Source organism: Sphingobacterium griseoflavum (assembly GCF_014653155.1).
GTDB classification, from domain to species: Bacteria; Bacteroidota; Bacteroidia; order Sphingobacteriales; family Sphingobacteriaceae; genus Sphingobacterium; species Sphingobacterium griseoflavum.
Window position 1 is genome coordinate 7141 of record NZ_BNAF01000012.1, and the last position, 24832, is coordinate 31972.

General features: G+C 45.2%; 20 protein-coding genes. 6 read left to right on the forward strand and 14 right to left on the reverse strand.

What is annotated here, in order from left to right:
- Window positions 1-756: 756 nt before the first annotated feature.
- Window positions 757-1218, forward strand: coding sequence for a helix-turn-helix domain-containing protein (locus tag IE165_RS15040; protein WP_189627472.1), 462 nt, complete (start codon window positions 757-759; stop codon window positions 1216-1218).
- 117 nt (window positions 1219-1335) lie between these two features.
- On the opposite strand, the gene IE165_RS15045 is transcribed toward IE165_RS15040, so the two are convergent.
- Together IE165_RS15045 and IE165_RS15050 are read right to left on the reverse strand one after the other, a co-directional pair.
- Window positions 1336-2430 (reverse strand): hypothetical protein, encoded by a 1095-nt coding sequence (locus tag IE165_RS15045; protein ID WP_189627473.1) that lies wholly within the window; start codon window positions 2428-2430, stop codon window positions 1336-1338.
- Between the two features lie 11 nt (window positions 2431-2441).
- On the reverse strand, window positions 2442-3254 hold the full coding sequence (locus IE165_RS15050) for an RNA polymerase sigma factor (RefSeq protein ID WP_189627474.1): 813 nt from the start codon (window positions 3252-3254) through the stop codon (window positions 2442-2444).
- A gap of 1158 nt (window positions 3255-4412) precedes the next feature.
- Between IE165_RS15050 and IE165_RS15055 the strand changes: the two genes are divergently transcribed.
- The 3 genes from IE165_RS15055 to IE165_RS15065 all read left to right on the forward strand — a co-directional run bounded on the left by IE165_RS15055 (window position 4413) and on the right by IE165_RS15065 (window position 6485).
- The gene (locus tag IE165_RS15055) at window positions 4413-5054 is read left to right on the forward strand and encodes a DNA alkylation repair protein (protein WP_189627475.1); all 642 of its coding nucleotides are present in this window, start codon (window positions 4413-4415) and stop codon (window positions 5052-5054) included.
- Between the two features lie 339 nt (window positions 5055-5393).
- Window positions 5394-5579 (forward strand): CsbD family protein, encoded by a 186-nt coding sequence (locus IE165_RS15060; protein ID WP_189627476.1) that lies wholly within the window; start codon window positions 5394-5396, stop codon window positions 5577-5579.
- Between the two features lie 234 nt (window positions 5580-5813).
- Window positions 5814-6485, forward strand: coding sequence for a DedA family protein (locus tag IE165_RS15065; protein ID WP_189627477.1), 672 nt, complete (start codon window positions 5814-5816; stop codon window positions 6483-6485).
- A gap of 240 nt (window positions 6486-6725) precedes the next feature.
- On the opposite strand, the gene IE165_RS15070 is transcribed toward IE165_RS15065, so the two are convergent.
- The 5 genes from IE165_RS15070 to pdxR form a co-directional block, all read right to left on the reverse strand.
- Complete coding sequence (locus IE165_RS15070; protein WP_189627478.1) at window positions 6726-8717, reverse strand: heavy metal translocating P-type ATPase; 1992 nt, start codon at window positions 8715-8717, stop codon at window positions 6726-6728.
- Window positions 8718-8728: 11 nt separating this feature from the next.
- Window positions 8729-10012, reverse strand: a complete 1284-nt coding sequence (locus IE165_RS15075) for an efflux RND transporter periplasmic adaptor subunit (RefSeq protein ID WP_189627479.1) — start codon at window positions 10010-10012, stop codon at window positions 8729-8731.
- 8 nt (window positions 10013-10020) lie between these two features.
- Window positions 10021-14337, reverse strand: a complete 4317-nt coding sequence (locus IE165_RS15080; RefSeq protein ID WP_189627480.1) for a CusA/CzcA family heavy metal efflux RND transporter — start codon at window positions 14335-14337, stop codon at window positions 10021-10023.
- Between the two features lie 186 nt (window positions 14338-14523).
- Window positions 14524-14865 carry a DUF6660 family protein gene (locus IE165_RS15085; protein WP_189627481.1) on the reverse strand — a complete coding sequence of 114 codons (342 nt, stop codon included), beginning with the start codon at window positions 14863-14865 and terminating at the stop codon, window positions 14524-14526.
- Window positions 14866-15091: 226 nt separating this feature from the next.
- The gene (pdxR, locus tag IE165_RS15090) at window positions 15092-16450 is read right to left on the reverse strand and encodes a MocR-like pyridoxine biosynthesis transcription factor PdxR (RefSeq protein WP_229826580.1); all 1359 of its coding nucleotides are present in this window, start codon (window positions 16448-16450) and stop codon (window positions 15092-15094) included.
- 158 nt (window positions 16451-16608) lie between these two features.
- Here pdxR and IE165_RS15095 point away from each other — a divergent pair, with 158 nt between their 5' ends.
- Both IE165_RS15095 and IE165_RS15100 read left to right on the forward strand, forming a co-directional pair.
- Window positions 16609-17115 (forward strand): cupin domain-containing protein, encoded by a 507-nt coding sequence (locus IE165_RS15095; protein WP_189627483.1) that lies wholly within the window; start codon window positions 16609-16611, stop codon window positions 17113-17115.
- A 53-nt stretch (window positions 17116-17168) separates the two neighbouring features.
- Window positions 17169-18059: a dihydrodipicolinate synthase family protein gene (locus tag IE165_RS15100; RefSeq protein ID WP_189627484.1), complete on the forward strand. Its 891-nt coding sequence runs from the start codon at window positions 17169-17171 to the stop codon at window positions 18057-18059.
- A 71-nt stretch (window positions 18060-18130) separates the two neighbouring features.
- On the opposite strand, the gene IE165_RS15105 is transcribed toward IE165_RS15100, so the two are convergent.
- From IE165_RS15105 to IE165_RS15135, 7 genes are all read right to left on the reverse strand, one after another.
- Window positions 18131-18364 (reverse strand): thioredoxin family protein, encoded by a 234-nt coding sequence (locus IE165_RS15105; protein WP_189627485.1) that lies wholly within the window; start codon window positions 18362-18364, stop codon window positions 18131-18133.
- Between the two features lie 140 nt (window positions 18365-18504).
- Window positions 18505-19209 carry an SDR family oxidoreductase gene (locus IE165_RS15110; RefSeq protein WP_189627486.1) on the reverse strand — a complete coding sequence of 235 codons (705 nt, stop codon included), beginning with the start codon at window positions 19207-19209 and terminating at the stop codon, window positions 18505-18507.
- 33 nt (window positions 19210-19242) lie between these two features.
- Window positions 19243-19737 (reverse strand): nucleoside deaminase, encoded by a 495-nt coding sequence (locus tag IE165_RS15115; RefSeq protein ID WP_189627487.1) that lies wholly within the window; start codon window positions 19735-19737, stop codon window positions 19243-19245.
- A gap of 152 nt (window positions 19738-19889) precedes the next feature.
- The gene (locus tag IE165_RS15120; protein WP_189627488.1) at window positions 19890-21032 is read right to left on the reverse strand and encodes an AhpC/TSA family protein; all 1143 of its coding nucleotides are present in this window, start codon (window positions 21030-21032) and stop codon (window positions 19890-19892) included.
- A 27-nt stretch (window positions 21033-21059) separates the two neighbouring features.
- On the reverse strand, window positions 21060-22496 hold the full coding sequence (locus IE165_RS15125; RefSeq protein WP_189627489.1) for a PKD-like family lipoprotein: 1437 nt from the start codon (window positions 22494-22496) through the stop codon (window positions 21060-21062).
- 16 nt (window positions 22497-22512) lie between these two features.
- The gene (locus IE165_RS15130) at window positions 22513-23319 is read right to left on the reverse strand and encodes a DUF4843 domain-containing protein (RefSeq protein WP_189627490.1); all 807 of its coding nucleotides are present in this window, start codon (window positions 23317-23319) and stop codon (window positions 22513-22515) included.
- An 11-nt stretch (window positions 23320-23330) separates the two neighbouring features.
- Window positions 23331-24824, reverse strand: coding sequence for a RagB/SusD family nutrient uptake outer membrane protein (locus tag IE165_RS15135; protein WP_229826581.1), 1494 nt, complete (start codon window positions 24822-24824; stop codon window positions 23331-23333).
- Window positions 24825-24832 lie beyond the last annotated feature (8 nt).

The following is a 24832-nucleotide window of genomic DNA, read 5'->3' on the forward strand; positions in this document are numbered from 1 at the left end:
TCCCTACGCAGTTGAACCGCCTTACTAGGCATCCGTGCTTAATGCATCCGCATTTAAGCCATTTCACTACGCATCCGTGCTCAATGCGCATGCAGTCGGACCGTTTCACTACGCATCCATACTTAATCCTTTCGCATTTGAGTCGTTTCACTAAGCATCCGTGCTCAATGCGTATGCAGTTGATCTCTTTCACTAGATATAAAAGCTTGACGTGCATACATCCAAAACATGTGCGGGGTGACATGAATATCGTACGGTTATCTTTTCGTGTTTTTTTGATCGATGAGCTTGGTTACAGGGTATAGTACGGATGGCATGGTAATCCGTTAATTAGCAAACTGTATCCAATTGCGAAGGTATTTTCTTTTCACTCTTTTGTCATGGAAAAGATGGTCAATCCAACACCCATAAACGAAAATAATGTGTAAGTAAACAATAGCATAACATTAAACTTTATCAATAACTAATCGATAGGCTGTCAATTTTTTTTTCAGTATACTATCCCAGAGCATCGATACCAGTATGTCCAATCAAAAAACCCTTACCGTACGGCACTATAAGCACCCTGGTAAGAACTATCTTCTGCCTGTTGTATAAATTTCCTTTGAGTACCGATACATCAAAAAACATCTAGCTATTGTTGTTCGTCACAATAATCCGTAACTTTAAGCCAAAGTTATTTCACTATATATTATTTTCAGACATGGTATTCTACCGATTTGACGGTAAAAAACCGGTCCATAATTTTCATTTATTATGAATACTATTTTTAAAGAAAAAAACGAAACCATGCACATCGGTCATAATATAAAACGTATCCGTGAGATACAGGGAATCAAGCAGGAAGCTTTTGGTCAGCTTTGCCGCAACAAATACTCGCAACAAAGGATTTCGGACTTTGAAAATATGGTAGCGTTGGACGAGCCTCTTTTAGAAGAGTTAGCAGCCGCTTTGGGTGTAACACCTGAGTTTATTCATTCTTTTAAAGACGAAAATGTAATTTATAATATACAGAATAACAACAATTCAACGTTCAGCGACAATTCTGTAGGTTTAAATGCGCAACCAACCTTCAATAATGATGGATCAGACAAACTGGTCGCACTACTCGAAAAATTTATTGAAGAAGATCGTGTAAAGACCCAATCCATTGCAGAATTAAGCAAAGCTGTATTGGATCTTACCAATGAGGTTAAGAAATTGAAGGAAGGAAAATAGAGTTTCTCATTCAAGTGTCCCCTAAAAATGTGTGTTCAGCAGGATGAACAAACCTTTTATCAGGTCATAAACTATTACAGCCAATTGGGCTAAGCAGCACGCCGATAAGTCACCCTTTTACTCAACAATAACATTTATCCCCGCCATCTTCGCCTTGTATTTAATTTTTTCGATCAGTCCATAATAACTCCAGTTGCGCAATAAGAATTCATCATTTCTAGCGCCCTCTTCTTTGCTAAGTTGATTGACTAATAGTAATGTACCAGCCTCAGATTTGATACAGATGTCTATTAAACGACGACTGTAGAGATGCAGTCGGCTATCGACGTAACGCTTTTCCTTTTCGCTAAAATGCGCCAAACATTTCAATTTCTTCTTACGTCCATGTCCGCCTTTGTTGAAAGCCGAAGCTTTCTGTATTCGATTTCTTGCAGCCTGTATGGCCAACCTTCGATATAGAAACTCTTCTTTATTTCCTATTTGAAAATTGTCTTTATCGATGGATACGGTGATCGGATATTCTACCGAAAGCGAAGCTTCCGCAATGATGTGTTCTTTAAGGTGATACTGTTTTTTTGGAAGTTTAAGCGCTAACAACAAGAATATCTTGCCCTTCACTATTTTGATGGAACTGGTGCATATTTTGATTTGCCCTACCAATACCCTTTGCAAAAGAACTCTTTTATCCGATCGATCTTTACCAAGATAAGTACGGAACGGAATCTTAAAGAGCATAAGTTTAAAATCCCTATTTCTCTCGTCGTTGCTCAGCTTCACCTGATCCCCGCCAAAAGGAATTGGCATATCTTTTCGATAATTACGTAAAGACTTTTCACCCTTCCAATAGGCTGTTCGGTCTGTACTATAGGCCTTGTTCAACGTCATGTTCATCGCCGAGATAATTTGCGAAGGCAGCTTACCCTTAAAATACAAGGATAGAACACGATAGGTAGTATTCATTTTGGAAGAATTAAAGATGCCGTCAGGGTCTTTTTTGAAATCACCCAATTTCACCTTCACATCATCGCGTAGATAGATGAGATCCTTGATCTGCTCCTGTACATATTGATGTGTCATCACCATGTTAGCACCACGATAGACCATGTCTTGCCATGTAAACAACTGTTGGAAATATGTAGAGCGCTGCTCTTTATCGTCGCAATCCAAGTAAATTTGTACTTTTCGTGTTAAAATGATGGTATCCTTTTCCATATTTTTATTCGTTACGAGATTTTGCTTGTTGTTTTGATTTTGGCATGTGCCTGCACAAAAAGTTTCTTGACAGTGACTGAATCGAGCTGCAATGCTTCTGCCATTTGCTCGAAGGACCAGTGCAATTCATAGCGCATGTGAAGAATTTTCAACTGTTTCGCATTAAAATCCCCCTGTAGTCCACGAATAGTCTGCCTGTTCATATCCTTCATTTTTTGCGAACTATTAAATACGGATCGGAGGGTCTTGATTGCTTTTTCGACTTGTAAGCTAACTTCGTAATCCGAAATCCCACCGAGGTAATAGGCTATCCGTTCGTAGTTAAAACTGTATTTCAAACAGAGTTTGATAAACAACTGCTGTTGCTGGTTAAGATTTGGCAAAAACTTATTGAGCTGATCTAGACGCTGTCGTTTTTCTTCCTCCAATTCTTCTAGATAGACCAGGTCTGATTCATCCTCCTCTTCCACTTCATAGCCTAGCAAAAACTCCTGATAATCCTCAACAGCATCTAAGCGGAGCAGACTTCGGTGAAATCTATTCCGCGTTTTGCTATAGAAAGCATGAATCGCCGACCTGACTTGCGTTTTTAAGAAGGTTAATATACCCTCCATATCTTTCACCTTGTTGCGGAACATCCATAGTCGTAGGAAGGCTTCCTGCGCAATGCTTTCTGCTACACAGTCATCTTGCGTGGCACGAAATGATTTGGCAAACAGATAGCCGAAAAAACGGCGGTAGATAAAATCCAAACCTCTTTCGTCTCCTTGTTGGAGCAAAGCAATATGCTTCGCCAATTGTTGTTGTTGCAAAGTCTTGTTCATAATCAGTATGCTGGTTCATTACCTGTTGAGATCTTGGCCAGCTCAAATGCATTTTGCAGAGTCCAAAATCTTCCGACAGGGTTTGTATTAAAGTTAAGTGAGCTATTGCAAATATTGATATTGAAGGATTTCATTCCGGTGCACAGATTTGGAGCGAGCGCGAATTTTCGTATTCGCCACTTATCTGACGTAGTGCAGCATACAGATAGGCGAATGATAACTAGGAATATTTTAGAATGTTTTAATAAGATTACGGAAAAATCCGGTTGCATATAGATCGTATTTTATTGCCTATTCTAGCACGAATGCCGATCTTTCGTAGATACTGGAATGCTAATGCTGGAAAAACCAATAGGGATTGTGTATGCTTAAATCTACTTCCATAGAGCAGAACCAATTTAATTTAAAAGGTTCTATAACAAGATCCACACTTTATCTGTACCTATGCATGATCCTAGTGTATGTTAAAGATAAAAGTACTTGGCGAGTGACAGTGTCCTCCCCCTGCGGCTTCACAAGCAGCCTCAAAAAATCTCAATAAATAACAAGCATTTCTAATAAACAACCAATTTGTACATCACCTTCTATGAGCAAAAACCGGCAAAGTATTTCTATTCATATTTCTCTGATCACCCCAAAACCTTAATTGGTTCTGCCAGAAACTTTGCGTAATAGTTTTTATGTTTACAGATGCATTTCCTTTATACTAAAGCGGCGTTGAATTACTAGCCTCAACAGCTGGAAACCGGCAGGAAACGTTGTGTATCACAAAAATTATTTGGCGAGCGACTATTATCCTCACCCTACGGCGCCACAAGCAGCCTCATCATATTAATCTTCTATCTATTAAATTTCCCTAAAATACCAATACATCAAAGAACATCAAGCTATTGTTGTTCGTCACAATAATCCGTAACTTTAGACCAAAGGTATTTTATTATAAAATATTTTCGGATATGGTATTCTACCGATTTACCGGTAAAAAACCAGTTCGTATATGCAGGAAGATCGTGCTAAGGCACAATCTATCGCCGAGTTAAGCAAAGCTTGTCGGATCTTACCGATGAAGTCAAAAGCTGAACGAAAGAAATCAAACGGTTGCGCTAAAAAAGAAGACGGGCCGTTCATCATTCGTTCCAAAAATAAGACACTCCCCTTATGAAACAGACAACGGAGGCAAAAAACATCTTGGCGCAGATCGATGCCAAAACAAAGCAGGGCGATCTGCGGAAAATGGCCAAAGAAATCAAAAAAGATCAGGAATTAGCGATGGAATTATGGGCTACCGGACTTTTTTTACCTAGACAATTGGCGATCTTGATTATGGATTCGAAACTTCTTTCACAGCCGCTCGTCGACAAGCTGACCGCCGCCATGCAAACCCACTCCCTTACGGAAAGAACGCAGCTGATGGACTGGTTGATGGCCAATCAACTTACAAAGGACAAAAAGGGTGTTTCGCTAATTCAGTCATGGAAGAACAGCCATTTGGCACTTCAGCGACGGACGTATTGGTATTATCAAGCTAGGTTGAGATGGACGGGGCAAACGCCACCGGCAAATAGTGAGGCATTACTTACTGCTATCGAGGCCGAACTAGCAAACGAAGTACCGGAGGTGCAATGGGCCATGAATTTCACCGCCGGATGGATCGGTGTCTATGAAAAAAGATACCGTCATCGTTGCATCGACATTGGCGACAAAACAGGGCTTTATGAAGGCGATATGGTTTCCAGAGGATGTACCCCGAACTACCTACCGGAATTTATTGCAATAGAAAGCAATAAACGAAATCTGTGAATAATCACCCGCTCCATATAAAACTTATGGCAGGAAAAAAAAGGAGTAAAATAGATTGTATTTTTTTAATCGATCTATTTTAGATCTAGATATTTATCGTCTACAAAACCATAAAACCTTTTCGCCACATGACTTTTTCGAAAATACGTCCGCATAGTAAACCCCTGCTTCGCTTTGCTGCCATTCGTAAATCACCGCGGTCATATGCACTACAATCCGCAAAAAAAAACATCACTTCAGCTCAGCTTTTAAAAGTTTAAAAAAATCCTCTTTTAACACTTTTTCACAAACCAAAAGTCTTCCTGCCTGTTCATCTACTAAACAAAGGAGGAACATATTATGAGTGAATTAACATGGAAAGGACGTTGGAACGAAATCAAAGGTAAAGTAAAACAGCAATATGCTGACCTAACTGATGACGATTTACTATACGCCGAAGGTAAGGAAGATGAATTGGTAGGTAAGCTTCAAAAGAAGACTGGCAAAACCAAAGATGAGGTGGATAGCTGGTTGAACGGCTTATAGGATTCACTTGGTTTTGGTTGAAAAATGCGGATAGGCCTTACGGCATATCCGCATTTTCTGTAAATATGCATTTGAAATACGGGGGCAGCGTTATATGCATACCCTGCTGTAAAAGGCATTATCGACTAGAGCTGCGCTAAAATATGTTTTTCATGTGGCTTAAGTTCTACCGTATTTCTACGTTATTACCATATTCATTCGTATTTTTGCAATCAGAAACTATGATCATTATACATGGACGCAATATTACCTTTTTTACATAACCTTACCGATCCAGACTGGCTTGTTGCCCATGGTGGGCTATACCTTCTTCTTTTTATCATTTTTGCCGAGACCGGTATTCTCGTAGGATTTTTTCTACCGGGGGACCCTATTCTATTTATTGCCGGAATAATCATCGCGAACATGAAAATCGATCCTACGCAACAGCTTCCGACATTACTTTATTGGATAACTTTGATCTGCGTAGCAGCCATTATCGGAAATTTTGTGGGCTACTGGAGCGGGAAGTATTTCGGACATCGTTTGCTCAAGATGAAGGACAACTTCATTTTTAAAAAGCAGTACATATATAAAGCACAGGAATTCTATGAGCGTCAAGGTGGCGCTGCCATTATTTTAGCGCGCTTTTTGCCTATCGTACGTACCTTTGCTCCTATCGTTGCCGGAATTGTCGGTATGAATTTCAGAAAATTTGCTATGTACAATATCATCGGTGCCATACTATGGGTGGTCAGTCTCGTGACACTTGGGTACTTGTTGGGTGAAAACGCTTGGGTACAGCAAAATCTGGAGTACGTGATCTTGGGCATTGTACTCTTGGCAACCGCTCCCGTCATTATAAAGGCGCTTCTTGGGAAGCGGCAGCCTATCAAGTCGAGTATAGCGAAGGAAAAAGCTTACTAGCCGGTATACCCTTTGCTAAGACTGACAGCACGTTCAGTTTGCTATTGGCGTTCCGGATTCCGGCTCACTTTAAAACTGCGCTCCATCCGACGGCATAGGCCGATTGCTCAGCCATCAGGCGTTCGCCAGCTTTTTAACAAAATGCCGTATGATCAGCTCGTTTGACCTACGGCATTTTGTTATGCTAAGGATAGGAGCAATATACTTTCTGCACGGTGAGATCTGTTCTTTACAGCTCCATCAGTCGTGCGCCCTGTAGGCCAGCAGTCGAAGCGCATTTGCGACCACCAACAACGTGGATCCTTCGTGAATCATGACTGCAGGGCCAATGCTGGTAATCCCTAGAATAGTAAGCGGAATAAGGATCGCCACAATACCCAAACTCACCCAAAGATTCTGTTTGATAACGGATTTGGCTTTTCGGCTAAGGCCAATGGCAAAAGGCAAACTTTCGAGCCTATCCCCCATGAGCGCAATGTCGGCTGTCTCTAAGGCCACGTCCGATCCGGCCGCCCCCATAGCAATGCCGACTGTACTTTTTGCCATTGCCGGTGCGTCGTTCACCCCATCCCCCACCATAGCCACCATCCCTTCGCGCAGGTTAAGCTTTTCAACGGCAGCCACCTTATCCTCCGGCATCAAATTGCCCATGGCATCGGTGATGCCTATCTGCTTTGCTACCGCCTCTCCAACACGCTGGTTATCCCCTGTCAGCATCACCATTTTTTTGATTCCAAGCTTTGCCAACCGGTCCAAGACGGATCGCGCTTCCGTGCGGGGAACATCCATCACAGACAGCATTCCTATATATTGATCGTCTTCTTTCACCAGCATCGTGGTATGTCCATCTTTCTCCAGATTTTCTATTTGTCCAACTATCTCCAACGGGACATTATCCTGGGCAAATAGCGCCATGTTGCCGATCATTATCTTTCTACCGTCGACAATGGCTTCCACACCTCGCCCGACGATACCTTTAACGTTACGTGCTTCCGGCAAAACCGACTTTCCCGATTTCTCCATACCGCCGGCAACAATTGCTTCTGCCAGCGGATGGTCGCTTAATTTTTCTACCGCAATGGCCATCGTTAGCAAATGGGATTCTTCCACGTCGTTTAAGGGAATAACGTTGGTGAGTTTTGGTTTCCCTGTTGTCAACGTTCCTGTTTTGTCGAATGCAATAGCTTCCAAAGACCCCAGATCCTCCAATGGTCTTCCCCCCTTTATCAATACGCCGCCTCTTGCCGCGCGAGCGACGCCGCTAAGCACAGCACTTGGCGTAGAGATTGCCAGCGCACATGGACTTGCTGCGACAAGTACGGCCATTGCCCGGTAGAAACTCTTTGCAAATGGCTCATCTACCACCAAAAAAGCAAAGCACAAGGTAACGGCCAATATCAGCACAAACGGAACGAAATACCGTTGGAATTTATCGGTCAACAATTGTGTGGGCGACTTTTGCTTCTCAGCTTCATTCACCATGTTTATTAACCGGGCAATGGTCGAATCCTTCGCTTCTTTCAAGACCTTCACTTCCAATGCGGAAGAGCCATTGATTGTACCGGCAAATACGCGGTTTTCAGGTTTTAGCTTATTCAGATCGGCTACATCTATCGATGGATCTGAAATCGCCACCTTGTCCACAGGAACGCTTTCGCCCGTAATCGGCGCCTGATTGATGCTACCCGCTCCTTTCAAAATAAGCCCATCTGCCGGGATCTTGCTGTTGGGTTTTATAATGATCACATCACCTAATACCAGATTTTCTATGGGTACTTCGACGGTGTCACCCTCCTTTCTTAGCAAGGCCGTGGGCGGAGCAAGGCTAGTTAGCGCTTCGATGGATTTTTTAGCTTTACCCATCGCATAATGTTCCAGTGCGTGCCCCAAGCTAAAAAGAAAAAGCAACAGCGCACCTTCTGCCCACTCCCCCAAAATTGCGGCGCCGATTGCCGCCACAAGCATCAGAAAATCTATTTCAAAACCACCTTTACTGATCGTACGTATTGCCTCGCTTGCCGTGAAAAACCCACCGAAAAAATAGGCCAAGACATAGCACGCGATGGGGATACCATTCGCTACGCCGTCCAAAAAAGACAGCCCCCAACCCAAGCCCAGTAAAAACCCACATGCTAGCGCAAATAGAAGTTCCGTGTTCTCCCCGAAAATCGTGACATGCGCATGTGATTCCGATTCTTTAGCTTTCGGTAATCTTGTTTTGTTCGATTCCATAACCTTAAATTTTAATGTTGATGTCCGCCTGTGTTATTTAATTTCGCATGGATAAAGAAACCGCCCTTGACCACCACCTTTGCATCTGCCGGAAGGTCTCCGACAGCCGTAATGGCTGTATAGCCCATTTCCGATACGCCCTTCGCCACTTCTATCCGTTCAAAATTTATGTTCTTGTTTTCCGCTTCGGTATTGCCATTGTGTGCATGCGCGTGTTCTTCACCCTCTGCATGCTCGTGCCCTATTTCGTCATGATGTTCTTCTCCCTCTTTGTCGGTTTGTACGAAAATATAAAACTTCCCATCCGCCTCTACGATAGCATCGTTCGGAACAGCTGTTACCAATGCATGATCCAAACTAATTGTACCCACCGTATTCATACCGTCTATCAAGCCTTCTTTGTTTCCAACAACCATACAATGTATAGCAACAGATTTACTATCATCCTCAAAAGAAGCGCCGATACTAAATACCTTGGCCGAAAAATGTTTGGTGGGGTTATTGGTGACGGTAAAGTCGACAAGCTGGCCCACCTTAATCTGGGCAAGGTCTTTCTCAAAAACCTGCAGATCCAAGTGCAATAGGCTGTTGTCGACAATTTCCAATACAGGCGAAGATACATCCACGTAGCTACCGATCTTCGCAAATACATTACTTATTACACCGTTCATCGGGCTGGTGATGACTAAGCTTGATCGCATGTTTCCATTGCTTACGCTCGCCGGATCGATGCCCATGAGCCGGATCTGCTGCTGTAAAGACGCTTGCCGTGTACGTAATGTATTCAGCGTGGCGTTTGCGGTCTGCAAATTCTTGCGTGCCCCAGCATTTCCCGCATTTAATTCTTGCTGTCGCTGCAATTCCTGATCAGCCAAAACGATCTGTCCAACGATGGTCAGATATTCTTCTTGCACCTGGATAAATTGAGGGTTGCTTATCGTAGCGATTACCTGCCCTTTTCTCACACGATCGCCCAATTGGACGGGCATGGTTTTGATCACTCCGCCGTAGAGCGAAGATGCATTTGCCTTGTTGTTGTTTGGGACCCGTAAAACCCCATTAGCCTTCAGTACATTCGTCAAACTTTTTTGTTCGATCTGTCCGATTTTGATATCTACAGCCGCAATTTGCGCTGCTGTTAAGGATGCAATTGTACTCGTTTCTGCATGCCCTTCTTCCTGCTTTTCTGTCTGCTCTCCATGCGTATGCCCATCTCCCGGTGCATGCTTCTGCCCGCAGCTTGCCAGAACGAATAGCAGCGATAATGCGAGAAATATATGCTGTTTTATTTTCATTGTTAAATTTATTTGTTGTTATAATAGTTGAACGCAATAACCGATTGGTTGTAAGTGTTCAGTACGTCCAGATAATTTTGTCTTATACCGATTGCTTGACCCAAAAATTGGCTGAGCTCTGCGAAGCCAATCTCCCCGGTATTGTAACTTAACGTAGCCGCTTTGATAATTTCTTCGGCCTGACGGAGACCATCTGCTTCGTAAAATTGTAAAAGGGCGATATTCTTTTGGATAGAGGCCTGCGCATTCCGTTGTTGCGTCGTCAGTTCCTGCTGCCGCAGCAATAGCGTTTCCTCTTCCACCTGCATCTCCGCTCTCGCCGTCCGTACCTTGTTTTTATTGGCCGCTAGGCCAAATACCGGAAACGCAGCTGTAACGGAAAATCCAGAAAAGGGGTCGCGCGCGCCCCACATGCGCTGGGAGAAAAAGCGGCCGTTAAAGTCGGGCATATAGCCCTGTTTCTGCAGCTCGATATTTTTTTGGGCAATGGCAATGTTCTGCTGCTGTAAAGTTATCATGGGATGCGAGTCGGATAGCTCCAGCAAACGCACTTCCATCTTGCTTAGCGGCACGTCGATGGGCAACATCCATGCGTTGCTATTCAACAGTAACATCAATTGCTGTTGTTGCATAACCATTTCTTCCTTGTTTTGTTCGACCTGCGCACGTATCTCACTGGCCTTGGCCTGAGCAGCAATTTTATCCAAGGCGGCGACGTCACCCGTTCGAAGGCGAAGATCTGTTGCATGGAATAACGTGGTATAGATACTATCTAATTTGTTGTACAGGCGTTGACGATCCTGTAGATACCACAATTGATAATACGCGGTCCGCACGTCACGTTTTATGGTCGCCTGTAACATATCCCTGTTCATCTGCGTTAAGGTAAATTGTTCCTGTAAATACCGTCGTCGAGCGGCGTATAGGCCCGGCCAGGGCAAATCCTGCGAAAGGCCGATTTTTAAGATCCCGACATGATCGGACGGACGATAGTCCTCGTTTTCAAAGAACACCCCCGTTTTCGGGATGTCGTTTGCTGTTTTAACCTGTAGTTCGGCCGATCTAACCTCGGCGCTGTTCACTTTAAACTGTCTGTTGCTTTCCATCGCTATCGCAATAGCGCCATCGATAGTCATCCGCTGTTGCGCTTTTGCAGCCGGTATCCCTAAACTCAAGATTAATAAAATTGTTGCGATCGTTTTCATATTTCTACTATTCCAAAGGTTAAGTTTGGCATGAAAGATAATATAGAGCAAGGGCAGGACAAACAGCGTCAGGAACGTTGCCGTGACCAACCCCCCAATTACTACGGTTGCCAGCGGCTTTTGTACCTCTGCCCCGGCGCTAGTGCTTATCGCCATGGGCAAGAATCCAAGCGAGGCCACTGTCGCTGTCATCAGTACCGGGCGCAACCTTGTTAAGGTTCCTTCTTTGACACGGCGGTAGATATCCGTTACACCCTCTTTTTCCAGCTGATTGAACGTGCCGATCAGTACGATACCGTTCAACACCGCCACGCCAAAAAGGGCAATAAATCCTATTCCCGCGCTGATGCTGAAGGGCATGTCCCGTAGCATCAGGGCAAACACGCCACCTATCGCACTCATGGGTATGGCCGTGAAGATCAGCACTGCCTGCTTGACCGAATGAAACGTAAAAAAAAGCAGCATGAAAATCAGGAGCAAAGAAATCGGGACGGCAACCATCAGTCGGGCACTAGCTTCCTGTAGGTTTTCGAATTGGCCGCCGTAGGTGAAATAATAACCTAACGGAAGTTTGATCTGTCGGTCGAGCTGTTCCTGTATATCGGCTACCACGCTCTGCACATCTCTCCCAGCTACGTTGAAACCGATCACGATACGGCGTTTGCCAGCCTCGCGACTGATCTGCGCCGGCCCCAATTTATAGCCGATGTTGGCCAGTTGATACAACGGAATCTGGCTGCCGCCGGCAATCGGAACCATCAGGTTGCTGACATCATCAATATCACTCCTGCTGGCACTGTCCAAACGGACAACCAGGTCAAAACGTCGCTCGTTCTCGTATACCTGTCCAGCAGCCTTACCGGCAAATGCGGTACTGACGATATCATTTAGCTGCTGTACCGATAGACCATAATTGGCAAGCTTCGTGCGGTCATATTCCACATTGATCTGGGGTAGGCCACTGACACGTTCGATCTGCGGCGCCGTCGTGCCGGGAACGCTTTGTACCACACGTCCGACCTTTGTTGCCAAATTGGCCAAACTATCCATGTTTTCACCAAATATCTTGACAGCAACATCCTGACGTATACCTGTCATCAGCTCGTTGAAGCGCATCTGTATCGGTTGGTTCTTTTCAAAGAAAACGCCCGGTATCACTTCCAGCCGTTCCATAATCGCGTCGGCCAGTTCGTTGTAACTGCGACCGGAAGTCCATTCGTCTTGCGGCTTCAACACCACCATCATATCTGTAGCCTCGGGCGGCATCGGGTCGGTAGGCACCTCCGCTGCGCCAGTTTTCCCCACCACCATCTTCACTTCGTCAAACTCCTTGATGATGCGGGACGCCTTCATCGACGTCTCGATACTTTGGCTCAACGAGCTACCCTGCGGTAAAATACAGTGAAAAGCAAAATCACCCTCCTGCAGTTGCGGAATGAATTCTCCGCCCATGCGGCTGAATGCGAAAACAGCAACAGCAAATACGGCAACCGTGATCGACACAACTAGGTATTTCACACGCAAAGTCTTCTGCAAAAGCGGAGCATACCACTTTTGAAGGCGTTCGATAAACCGATCACTAAATGTTTTCTTGGTATGTCCTTCTTTCGGAAGAAATAGGGCACACATCATCGGAATATAAGTGAGGGATAAAATCAACGCCCCTAAAATGGCGAAGCCAACTGTTTTTGCCATCGGCGTGAACATCTTACCTTCGACACCTACCAGTGTTAAGATCGGAATATAGACGATAAGAATAATGATTTCGCCGAAGGCAGCGCTGGTACGGATTTTCGAGGCGGAATCAAACACCTCTGCATCCATTTGTTGTTGCGTCAGCCTTTCCGTTGATTTCCGTAGACCAAGGTGATGCAAAGTTGCTTCGACAACAATCACGGCACCATCGACGATAAGGCCGAAATCTATTGCGCCAAGGCTCATCAAATTCGCACTGACCCCAAAGACATTCATCATACCCAGCGCAAAAAGCAAGGATAAGGGAATAGCCGAAGCAACAATAAGACCGGCGCGCAGATTACCTAAAAATAATACCAGCACAAAGATCACGATAAGTGCGCCTTCGATCAGGTTCTTTTTCACTGTGCTGATCGCCCGCCCCACAAGCTCCGTACGATCCAGATAAGGTTCGATGACCACATCATCAGGCAACGATTTTTGAATGGTGGGCAATTTTTCCTTCACCCGCTTAACGACCTCATTGCTGTTCTCGCCCTTTAGCATCATCACGACGCCACCCACGGCATCCACTTCTCCATTGTAGGTCAACGCACCGTAACGCACTGCACTGCCAAACCTCACATCCGCTACATCTTTGACATAGATAGGCACCGGTCCACCAGTCTTAACGGCAATCTGCTGAATATCAGCAATCGATTTTACCAATCCAATACCACGGATAAAGTAAGCATTTGGGCGTTTGTCGATATATGCCCCGCCGGTATTCTGGTTGTTTTGTTCTAAAGCCGTAAAAATTTCAGGAATGGTCACCCCCATCGCTTTCAGCCGATCGGGATTTACAGCCACCTCATACTGTTTGAGCTCGCCGCCAAAGCTATTTATCTCCGCAACACCGGGTGTACCATACAATTGCCTCGCAACGATCCAATCCTGCATGGTGCGCAAATCCTTCGCATTGTACTTGTCCTCGCTTCCTTTTTTTGGGTGTATGATATATTGATATACCTCACCCAATCCCGTGCTCACCGGCGCCAATTCAGGCGACCCGATCCCCGAGGGAATAGATTCGACCGCTTCTTTCAACTTCTCGCCAATCAGCTGCCGGGCAAAATAGATATCGACATCTTCTTCAAAGACGACGGTGATGACAGAAAGCCCGAAGCGGGATATACTCCGAATTTCTTCGATGCGCGGTACATTGGCAATACTTTGCTCAATCGGAAAGGTAACCAGCTGCTCCACTTCCTGCCCCGCTAATGTAGGACAAGACGTGAAAATTTGAACCTGGTTATTGGTGATATCCGGTACAGCATCAATTGGGAGCTTTGTTGCGCTCCAAGCCCCCCAAATAATCAGCAACAAGGTCATCAGCGCAATAATAATCTTGTTTTTTATACTAAAACTAATAATGTTGTCTAACACAATACATCTTCTTTAATCGTAAATATGAGGTCCAATAGGCTGTGGACCGATATATTTTCATATCATCCGTGGATACAAATTATGATAAACAGTTATTGCTTACGCAGCATAACAACGTTTATTCATGAAATGAACCACAGCAGTTTTAATCACCTCATTGCCCGAAGGCCAAAAGGGAAAAATAAATTATGCGATGTATTTTGGCGGTTGCCAAATTTGATTGGGGTAGTTATCTATTGCTGGAGCATCTAGCACATACATGGATGTTGCGAGTTGAAAAGAAACCTTCTTACCGACGTGATTCTCGAAGAGTTGTACGATTTCAAATTTAAGGCTACAGCATTGGCAAGAGCAAAATGGCGAACATCCATCATCACGATGATCTGAATGCCCCTGTTCGTCTGCATGCGCCTCCGTTTGGGCTACAGCGGATGGGATCAGCACCGACATATCTTCTCCCCCATCTCGGCAAGGTAGTGCCGAAAGAACAAGGAAATAAATCGATAATATGCTTAAAGCCAATCTCATCGAAGCAAATCTAGAAAAATATTTTCAAGGATTTTATAAAATAGCGAAAATTTTAAAGTCTTTCTATTTTAAAACTGCAAGAGCCGCACCCCAAAAACATCTATTATCTTCTCTGCACTTACGACCTGAATTATAGCACATGCTCTTTATGGCGAGACGAACCGCTATTTTGCCTGTAAAGCGGTTAACCCTTCAGAAAACGTACAAAAACAACCCTATTTTTTCACTACCCCAATAGCATTTCAGCCATAATAGCAATGCCTTGTTCCAGTTGCGCGTTGTCTAATGAGGCATAGCCTAAGCGTAATCCGAAAGCCGTATCGCCGACGCCAAAATTTTTGGGAGAAACAATGGCAACACCTTTTTTAAGCAACTTTTTTTCCAATAAATCCAGGTCTTGAGCGGTATTGGGTATCAACCAAAATGCGAGCCCTCCCTGCGGTTTTTTGCATGTCACTTTATCGGATAGATATGTTTTAATAAGTTCTTCAAAGACATCCCGTTTTGTCCGGTAGTGTGTTGTTGCTTTTCGAAGATGTCTTTTCAGGTAACCTTCATCGATAAGCTGTAATACCGCTTGCGTCATCATATTATCACCCTGTACATCAATAATTCGACGTAATGCTTTGGCTTTGGCTACTATAGCAGGAGACGCCGCGAAGTACCCTATGCGCAACGCCGGCGCTATGATCTTACTCATCGTCCCGATGTAGACATAATTTTCCAATTGCTCTGAACTGCTCACCGGGAAAATGGGACGTTGTCCGAAATGAAACTCGTTATCATAATCGTCCTCGATGATCGTAAAACCGTATCGATTGGAAAGTTCAACAAGTTCTAATCTTCGTGCTAAACTCAACGTGACTGTGGTCGGGAATTGGTGATGTGGCGTCACATAGATCGCTTTGATGCGCCTCTTTTGGGCAAGCATTGCCTTCAACTCCTCCACCACTATCCCATCTTCATCTACACGGATCGGGAGGAGCGTTGCGCCAGCATGCTCGAAAGCCTCCCAAGCAGCTTTATAGCCCGGATTCTCCACCGCAACAAGATCGCCAGGCACAAGCAAGCAGTGTGCTGCAAGAAAAGTCGCCATCTGGCTGCCCCGCGTGATAAAAACCTGATCAGGATGTAGGTGCATGCCTCGATTATAGTTGAGCATTTGTGCGATTCCTATCCGGAACTCTTCTTCCCCAGCTGCGTCACTGTACCCCATCATTTGCCAGCGGCCTTTTCGACTAAAAATCTGCCGGTAGGCTGCACCTAGTGCGTCCATCGGCGCAATTCGGGTATCGGGAAGACCATCGTCAAAGAAAATATGCGGCTTGATAAGCTGGGGCTGTTCAACCCGCTGTTTAGCTATTGCTTTCCGGGCTTTGAATGTCGGCAGCATATGCGCAACGAACATCCCTTTTCGGGGTTGTGCTACGAGCCAGCCTTCTGCCGACAGCACATCCAGTGCCATCGTTACGGTATTGCGGTTTACCAGCAGTTTGGTTGCTAATTGCCTACTGCCCGGAAGGGCATCACCTGGACTCAACTTACCAATTTTTATGGCATGGATAATGGCATCTGCAATTTGCATATAAACCGCTTTCTCACAGGTTGTATTTATTGTTATTTGAAGATCCCAAGGTCTAAGCATCTGGACTAGCTAGTGTTAACAAATCTGCACCATTATACCCGTCCAAATATACGATAATTTTGGACATGCAATAGTGCAAAACAAAAAACAGAACAAAGATGACAAAGTCAAAAAAAATCGAACCAGTCCACCAGCAAACACAGCTGCGTACCGAACAGAAACAATTCAGTTCAAAGGATTTCCACCAGACATTTGCAAGACCCCAGTTTGTCATGCCCACCCATTTGATTCACAAAAACGTCGAACAAGCTGGTGAACACGATCAGTTTTCCAACGAGCGGAAGCATCCCGTTTTTTTTGTCGATCTACCGAGTAAAAATGTCAGTATGACGATTGGAGGTTTGCTGCCCGGTCAGTTAACCAATCGCCATCGACACACCTATGAAACTGTGCTTTACGTCCTCGAAGGCCGCGGATATACCGAAATTGAAGACACATTGGTGGAGTGGGAACAGGGGGATGCCGTTTACATTCCTTCGTGGGCTTGGCACCGCCATCGCAACCTCAGCGATGATAATCCGGCGAAATACATCGCGTGCGAGAATGCACCGCAGCTGCAGAATCTCGGTGTCGCTTTGCGGGAAGAAGCAGGACGCGATGTGTAAACACCAAAACAGCCCGTTATTCCATATCTACTTCTTCCTTAAAAAAAAACTATATGCATACTAGTTTACAGGGCATTATAGCCTACCCCATTACACCTTTTGATGAAAAGAAAACTGTCGATATTCCGCTATATCAACATCTATTGGAGCGGCTGATTACGACAGGCGCACATGCCGTGGCTCCACTGGGTAGTACTGGTGTCCTGCCCTATCTGAATGATGCCGAAAAGGAAGCCATAACAGAAGCTACTGTGCAACAGGTCGCCGGTCGTGTTCCCATATTGGTTGGCGTTTCTAATCTGACGACCGAACGGACCATCCAACATGCACAGTTTGCGGAGCGCGCTGGCGCAGACGCAGTTATGATCATTCCCATGAGCTATTGGAAACTTACCGACGATGAAATCTTTCATCACTATGATGCGGTAGCCTCTAAGCTCAACATCCCCATCATGGCCTACAACAATCCCGCCACTGGAGGTGTCGATATGTCTCCGCAGCTTCTCAAAAAATTATTGGAAATTCCCAACGTAACGATGGTCAAGGAAAGTACAGGCGACATACAGCGGATGCATTACCTACGAAGGGAATTGGGCGAAGATGTTTCATTTTACAATGGATCAAATCCGTTGGCGTTGGCCGCTTTTGCTGCGGGTGCACGGGGATGGTGTACCGCTGCGCATAACCTTATCCCTGATCTAAACCTTGCGCTCTATAGCGCGGTATGCAAACGAGACTACACCTTGGCAGAACGGTACTTTCTTGCGCAGTTTGATCTTCTAAAGTTCATCGTAGCGTATGGTTTGCCCCGTACAGTAAAAGCCGGTTTGGAAATTCTGGGTGAGCAGGCAGGCGAGTTGCGTGCTCCGCTACGCAAATTATCTACTGCCGAGACAGCAACTTTGAAAAAAATACTCCTGCAAACGATAGACAGCGCGACATAAAGGTGAACATGTAAGCACCCCACGTGTGTTACATGCCGAAGAACCACGTGGGATGCTTTGATTTTAAATTGTTATGCTTTCACATCAGCGATAGAAGCACCAAAATTAAGGTGCAATACATTTCCGCTTGGCGTCAACAATGCCGGAACAGACCTGACACCAGCTTTTTCAGCTTCATCGATCCGCTCTTTCTGTTCTGCTAAGTGCACCACCTCTATATGGTCTGCACCGATTAAGGATATTATATCCTGTTCTGCGCTTACACACACAGGACATCCTGCATGATAAAAGATAGATTTATTCATCTTTATGGTTTTAAGTTTGACTACATTGTCTACGCAAACTTAACTAACCAAAAGACCTGTCTACTGATCCAGCATGCAATTATTCCTCCGGAAACTGGCTCGATATGTAGCAAAGCTTTACGAGCGCTGTTTCGCCGATACTAACTGGTTTTTGTTGGGCGCACCTCGATTTTACTAGGCAGTACATTCGCATTCATCTGCAGTAGATTGACGATCATCTCCCCGATATCGGAGGGCTGGATTTTCCATGCGTCCGCTTCACTTGGCGTATGCTCCGCAAAGTGGGAAGTTACCGATCCAGGCATAATGGTTGTACATTTGACATCATGGCTTCGAAGGTCGAGCATAGCTGCCTGCGTAAAACCCACGACACCAAACTTCGAAGCGTTGTAGCCCGCACCTTTCGGGAAGAAATTTGTCCCGGCCAAAGAAGCGATAGATATGTAGTAGCCTTTATTTTCTTTCAGCTGATCAACGGTAGCTTTCAGGGTGTGAAAGACACCGGTAAGATTTGTTCCGATCATCGCATTCCAGTCATCCAATGACATTTCATCGACAGGTGCGAACTTTCCGACACCCGCGTTGGCGATAACGACGTCAATTTTTCCGAAGGTAGCCACAATCTCCTTTACCGCATTTACTTCGTCATCAAAATTACTGACATCGGATTGGATAACGAATACATTATCGGAGCCCAATTTCTCTTTGGCTTGTTGCAAGTCAGCTAATTTACGTCCCGATATCGCTACTTTTAAGCCATGGTCTATCAATACTTGGGCAATACCGAAGCCGATACCTTTTGATCCGCCCGTGATGTAAGCTACTTTATCTTTTATCTGTTGCATGTCTACTTTTATTTATTATACGTAATGCTCTTTTTATCTTGATCCGTCTTTAACTTTGCTTTTGATTTCGGGGTTGGTGGCCACCCACTTTTCAAATACCGCGATTGCTTCGCTAGCAGATAACCGTTCAAACTTAATCGCTTGCTCATCGATACCATGCTGCAGTTGGTCAAGAATGAATTGATCTCCAAAACCGGCCCATTCCGCGTCGCGCTTGGTGTTTCCGTAAAATACCTGTTTAATATTACACCAATAGATGGCACTGAGGCACATCGGGCAGGGTTCTGCACTGGTATACAGCGTACAGCCTGACAGATCGGGCTTACCGATCTTTTTCGCTGCTTGCCGTATCGCGTTTATTTCGGCATGTGCGGTCGGATCGGAATCTTGCGTGACCGTATTGGCGGCTGCACTCAATATCTCGCCGTCCCTTACGATGACGCAACCGAAAGGTCCCCCCGCCAACGTTTTAAGGTTATCTGCCGACAGGGAGATAGCTTGCTTCATAAATTTACGATGATCCTCCATAGCTTTAGAACGATCTTTCGACACAAGAAGTTTTGGATTTCCTGATATTTATAAGACAAAAAAAAGGGTTGTCCCTCACAGTTTGTCTGCGACACACTGCGGGAACAACCCTTAAAGGAAATTGCGCGTTCTATAAACGCTGTTATGTTTACTTAGTTGCCAAACACTTTTGCCAGCTCATCGTGTAATTTCTCGCCACGCAGGTTGAGCGCAATGATCTTACCTTCTGGATCCAAAAGATAATTTTGGGGTACTGCCCGGACACCGTACAGTACAGCTGCTTCATTCGCCCAACCTTTTAAGTCGGCCACATGTACCCACGGCATACCATCGTCTTTGATTGCTTTAAGCCAAGCATTTCTACCCTTTACATCGTCTAAAGAGACCGCAAGGATATGCAAACCTTTGTTCTCGTACTTTTGGTAAGCTTCAAGCAGATTGGGATTTTCTGCACGGCAAGGCCCGCACCAACTGGCCCAAAAGTCGATCAATACATATTTACCTTTAAAATCCGCAAGGCTGACCGGGCGCCCTGCGGTATCAGGTTGCACAAATTCAGGAGCCATATTGCCGAGCTTTATGCTTTTATCTGCCGCGATGCGTGCTTCGAGCTGCCGAGCGCTGCTCAGCTGTCGTACTTCTTTGGAAAGCTTATTGAATATAGGTTCGATCTCACTCAGTTTTCTTTGATTTGCTGCATCGACCAGCGCATCCACCGAAAACATGGAATTGGGATTGTTTTGTGCAAATGCTATCTCCTTGTCTCGCCTAACCTGAAATTTTTCATCATACTTTTTCTTGATATCGGCATATTGCTGCTCGGCATCTGCGGCCTTCGCGTCCACTGCAGAAAAAGACTTGTTAGCCGCATCGATAATATCCATAAACCCGCCACCAATTTCTTTTAGATAGGCCGCGTAGGCTGTGTGGAGAGGCGATCCCGTGATCGTGGCCGTGCGCAGCGAGTCTTTGATCAAAAAATCATATTTTTCGTTTCCTAAATAATAATAAAGGCGATCGCCGTTATTCTGTACCATCATTTTCCCTTTACCCTCCGGATCGAAAACCATCCTTGCAAAGTTGGGCTCATCCACCAAACCACGGAAAGCAAACTTTCCATTCACAATGGTCGCCGAGTCGGATACGGAAAAACCATCTTTGCTGTAATCTAGATAGATTTTCTTTCCGTCGAAGACTTTCGGAGCTTTGCCTTGAATCTGAAACCCCGTCTCTTGCGCCATCAATTGGACGGGCGCTGCCAGCAGTAATACTGCTATTGTTTTACAAATATTCATCGTTATATGTATTACTAAAGTTCGTTCTTATTTTCGCCAAGTCATATCTATGGGCTTTCCAGGTATTCCTTGTATTTGCCCCAGCAAATCACCATCGCGACCCACCTGAATATCAAGATAATAAATACTGCTTCCAGCGCCAACGATCAGCGTCTGCTCATCATCGTCTAGCTTTAGCATGGAGATGGGCGTATTAAATGTTGTGTTCAATGCTGTTAACTGTTCGCTGATAGGGTTATAGCGAAATAGCCTGTTGCGATGGGCGATATAAATGTTTCCGTTTCGGGTGCAAAGCATCTTGGTATCTTGATCTATGAATTCAGCGTATTTAAAAAGCCGCTTATGCGCCGCCGTAAACGTGAAGGGACCATTAAAATTCACGTTGAATTTCAGCTCGTATATCCCCCCATCGATTGATTTCATATAGGCATAGGTATCCGAATTGTTGATCTGGACCATATGCAGCAGCTCCATATCCAATTTTGTAGGGTCAAAGATACTGCTACTTACTGGCGTGTATTGGGTTCCGAAATACATAGGCGCGCCGTAGATATTTAGGCGCACAAATTGCTTCTTATTGTTCTCGAACGCTATGATGCTGAAATTGTTGTTGATCACACTCATCACGAATTGTGGTGCAAGCGTATAATCGCCATCTGCATAGGTACCGAACATGCCATAGGTGTTGGATTGATCCCATGTTGTAGTGGTTCCCCCGTAAAACTTTCCATTGATCACGCCCATAAGAACACCCTGCGGATGGCTCTGAAGGCTTCCAACCTGCAAGGTGGTTGGTGCTAGAAAGAAATTGTCTTTCAACGTCCCTGGTTTTACGGCTTCTTTTTGGAGGTTGTTGACATCCAGACGGACGCCCCCATTCTGCGTAATCACCCAATACCCCAAAGGCGTATTTCCTGTAAATTGGTTTCGCAGATAGTGGATATGCCTAGGTCCTACGGGCAATATTTCTCTATTGATGCTTTCATAAATATTAGGCTGGATGGTGCTATCTGGTTTAATAAAAGATAATTTGGTCACACCGTCATCCTCGCTGAGCACAAGCGATCCCTTCGAAAAGGCAGTATTACCCTGAATGTGGAATTTATAAAAATATTTCATTCCATTTTCGGTATTGGTCAAGGTTAGCCTTGCGGTGTAACGTTTAGCTTGCAGGCCAAAGACAATCCGTAAAGCAGCACCTTGATAGCTGTTCAACTCGGGACGAACCGCCTCAGGCACGTAAATGCGCCACTCATACAGCAATTGTTCCTTCGGCAAGCCCTCTATCATGGGCTCAATGATTAGGCTGTCGCCTACCAACGCATTATACAGCGTGTCGAGACCATGTACAACTGGCGTTGTCGGCATCGTAATGTCATAATTCCCCTGATCCTTATAGCAACTTACGGCAATCCATAGGAGCGTTGCCAAAGCGCATACTAATTTAATTTTCTTGTTTTTCATACTGTTGGTCATCATCTTAGCGCACCTCCCTTCCATCTTCGTCGATAAAATAATATTTATCGGCACTCACATTCTTTCGGAGCAGTAGGGCGCGATTGGGATTTTCATTATGGTAGAATGCGTAGCTCGCACCATTGTCTGTGGTATGGAGCACATATCCTTTATCAAGGTTGTCTGCGACCCATTTGAATGGATCATTGAGCATCATGTTCAACAAATTTGCGTAATACAGGTTTTTAGGTGCATCCAACCCCTCCATGGTCAATGTGCGCTGCTCGGTGACCAATAGGAATAATTGATGTTTAACCCGGGAATAGCCGCCCAGCCACATGCTCCACCAAAGTGGCTGCTCCAAACGCGCGGATAGCACAATCTTCGCGCGGATCAATCGAGGGTTCTCTATACCAAAATCCGCACTGGCCATCAGTTTCACAATCAGGGATACGCTACGATCTTCCAAATCTGCTAGGTTGTGCACGATGATCGGCAAGCTATCTGTTCCTGTATTTGCCGCCAGCGGATAAGCATCCTCCAGCGCATCGAAATGCACATGCTGTTCCGCAGACGAGGAGTCTAGCTCGACGTAGGCAGCGTAATGCCTTAAAGATGGCACCCGATGTCCAACGATCTGCACGGGTATGAATATCGTGTCTGTCGCCTTCGTCATATCGTAGGCGAACGTGTATACCACACTATCACGTTCATTAGCGCTCATGTTGAAATAGACGTTCGCATGCCGATCGTAAGTCACTTCCTCTGCATTTTTGCAAGAGACGTACATCAACATACTTAATACGGCTACGAGGTAATTGATTTCTTTCATGGTCTTTGGTGTTAACGTTGTCCGTACATAATTTCATCATCTGGCAAAGGCCAGTTAAATATATTTTGGCTTGCTGGAATCAGTGTTCCTTGCAGCCCCACTATCGCGGTATTTAGTCTTTTGTAGGCGAAGAACAATTGCCCCTCTCCATACATCTCCTTGCGATACTCCTTCAGTAATTCGCGGCGGAAAGCAGCAGCATCTGCAAACTGGATCTTCTGTCCGATGCCACGGTGCTCTCTTACCTCATCGATCAGCGCCGCCGCATGAGCAGGATTGGTGTCGTAGGTACATTCCGCAGCAATATAATAGAGTTCGCTCAAACGGATGCCGGGCGCCATTAAATAGTGGAGGTTGGCATTAAAGCTGTCGCTAAACGTATTTCTGCGATATTTCTGCACAGTGGAGATGTATGCACTACCGACACTGCTCGTGTTGAACCACTGGGTATAGCGCATATCCGTGCCTCCCACCGTCGACGTTTCGTAGATAGCTCTGGTATCCTCCTGTTCCAGATACATGCCGCCAGCGCCTTGCTGAAACCACTCTACATTATAGGCGACGTTCATCCCCGGAACATACCATCCGAATAGCAGTTCTTTATAGAATATCCGGTCTTTCTTATCGTCATCCACGGCCAAAAAATCGGTAGCGTTCGTCCACATGAATTTTCCGGCGTTGATGACCGACAATGCAGCCTCGAGCGCCAGCGATTTTTCATCTTTGTACAGGTAGACGCGCGCCAGAACACCGCATATGGCATAATAGTTAAGCCGATGTCTTCGATTTTGCAAAAAAAGCTGCGAATTTCCCAGTTCGGTATTCTGCAGCGTGTCCGTGACTGTAGGATAACCAATACGGTAGGAAGCTTGGCGGATAGGATCATCTTCCAGTAATGCCTTTGCGGTATTTAAATCATCTATGACGGCATCAAGTACTTGCGATACATTACTGAGCGCGGTTACGCGATTACCATATGTCGTGACATAGGGTATGGCGGGGGCTCCAGCGGCCACACCAAAAGCAGGTGCAAAAAGACGGAGCGCATCGAAATGCAGATAGGCGCGAAGCGCTAGCGCCTCTCCTTTAATTAGCCTGTAATTATCACCGCTAAAAAGTTTTTGGTTCGCGTCAATTTCCTGCAGAATCAGATTGCAGTTAACAATCCCGTTGTATAATCCTTTCCACACGTTATCCTTCCGCTGGATAAAATTCGGATCGGTATAGCGGAAAGATTTTGTTTGGTTATAGCGAAGGCCATCTGCGGTCGCGATGCTGTAGTTCTGCGCCAACACCTCGAGCGTCCCTACACTGAGCTCTTTGCCATAGAGATCGGAGGCGGCACAGCGGGTGTACACCCCGAGCAAGGCTTCCTTGAATCCATCTTCGGTTGAGAAGAGCACGGATTTATCGATATCGCTTTCGGGCTGGATATCCAGCCACTTCGCGCAGGAAACACAACCGAATACGATAAATAATAGAACGTATGTAATTATTTTATTCACTTTACACA

Excerpts from the sequence above, each read along its gene's own strand:
- IE165_RS15105 (WP_189627485.1), bottom strand. The coding sequence starts at position 18,364 with ATGAATAAATCTATCTTTTATCATGCAGGATGTCCTGTGTGTGTAAGC.
- IE165_RS15110 (WP_189627486.1), bottom strand. The coding sequence starts at position 19,209 with ATGCAACAGATAAAAGATAAAGTAGCTTACATCACGGGCGGATCAAAA.
- IE165_RS15055 (WP_189627475.1), top strand. The coding sequence starts at position 4,413 with ATGAAACAGACAACGGAGGCAAAAAACATCTTGGCGCAGATCGATGCC.
- IE165_RS15050 (WP_189627474.1), bottom strand. The coding sequence starts at position 3,254 with ATGAACAAGACTTTGCAACAACAACAATTGGCGAAGCATATTGCTTTG.
- pdxR (WP_229826580.1), bottom strand. The coding sequence starts at position 16,450 with ATGCAAATTGCAGATGCCATTATCCATGCCATAAAAATTGGTAAGTTG.
- IE165_RS15070 (WP_189627478.1), bottom strand. The coding sequence starts at position 8,717 with ATGGAATCGAACAAAACAAGATTACCGAAAGCTAAAGAATCGGAATCA.
- IE165_RS15040 (WP_189627472.1), top strand. The coding sequence starts at position 757 with ATGAATACTATTTTTAAAGAAAAAAACGAAACCATGCACATCGGTCAT.
- IE165_RS15065 (WP_189627477.1), top strand. The coding sequence starts at position 5,814 with ATGGACGCAATATTACCTTTTTTACATAACCTTACCGATCCAGACTGG.
- IE165_RS15125 (WP_189627489.1), bottom strand. The coding sequence starts at position 22,496 with ATGAAAAACAAGAAAATTAAATTAGTATGCGCTTTGGCAACGCTCCTA.
- IE165_RS15060 (WP_189627476.1), top strand. The coding sequence starts at position 5,394 with ATGAGTGAATTAACATGGAAAGGACGTTGGAACGAAATCAAAGGTAAA.
- IE165_RS15120 (WP_189627488.1), bottom strand. The coding sequence starts at position 21,032 with ATGAATATTTGTAAAACAATAGCAGTATTACTGCTGGCAGCGCCCGTC.
- IE165_RS15085 (WP_189627481.1), bottom strand. The coding sequence starts at position 14,865 with ATGAGATTGGCTTTAAGCATATTATCGATTTATTTCCTTGTTCTTTCG.
- IE165_RS15075 (WP_189627479.1), bottom strand. The coding sequence starts at position 10,012 with ATGAAAATAAAACAGCATATATTTCTCGCATTATCGCTGCTATTCGTT.
- IE165_RS15100 (WP_189627484.1), top strand. The coding sequence starts at position 17,169 with ATGCATACTAGTTTACAGGGCATTATAGCCTACCCCATTACACCTTTT.
- IE165_RS15115 (WP_189627487.1), bottom strand. The coding sequence starts at position 19,737 with ATGGAGGATCATCGTAAATTTATGAAGCAAGCTATCTCCCTGTCGGCA.
- IE165_RS15130 (WP_189627490.1), bottom strand. The coding sequence starts at position 23,319 with ATGAAAGAAATCAATTACCTCGTAGCCGTATTAAGTATGTTGATGTAC.
- IE165_RS15095 (WP_189627483.1), top strand. The coding sequence starts at position 16,609 with ATGACAAAGTCAAAAAAAATCGAACCAGTCCACCAGCAAACACAGCTG.
- IE165_RS15045 (WP_189627473.1), bottom strand. The coding sequence starts at position 2,430 with ATGGAAAAGGATACCATCATTTTAACACGAAAAGTACAAATTTACTTG.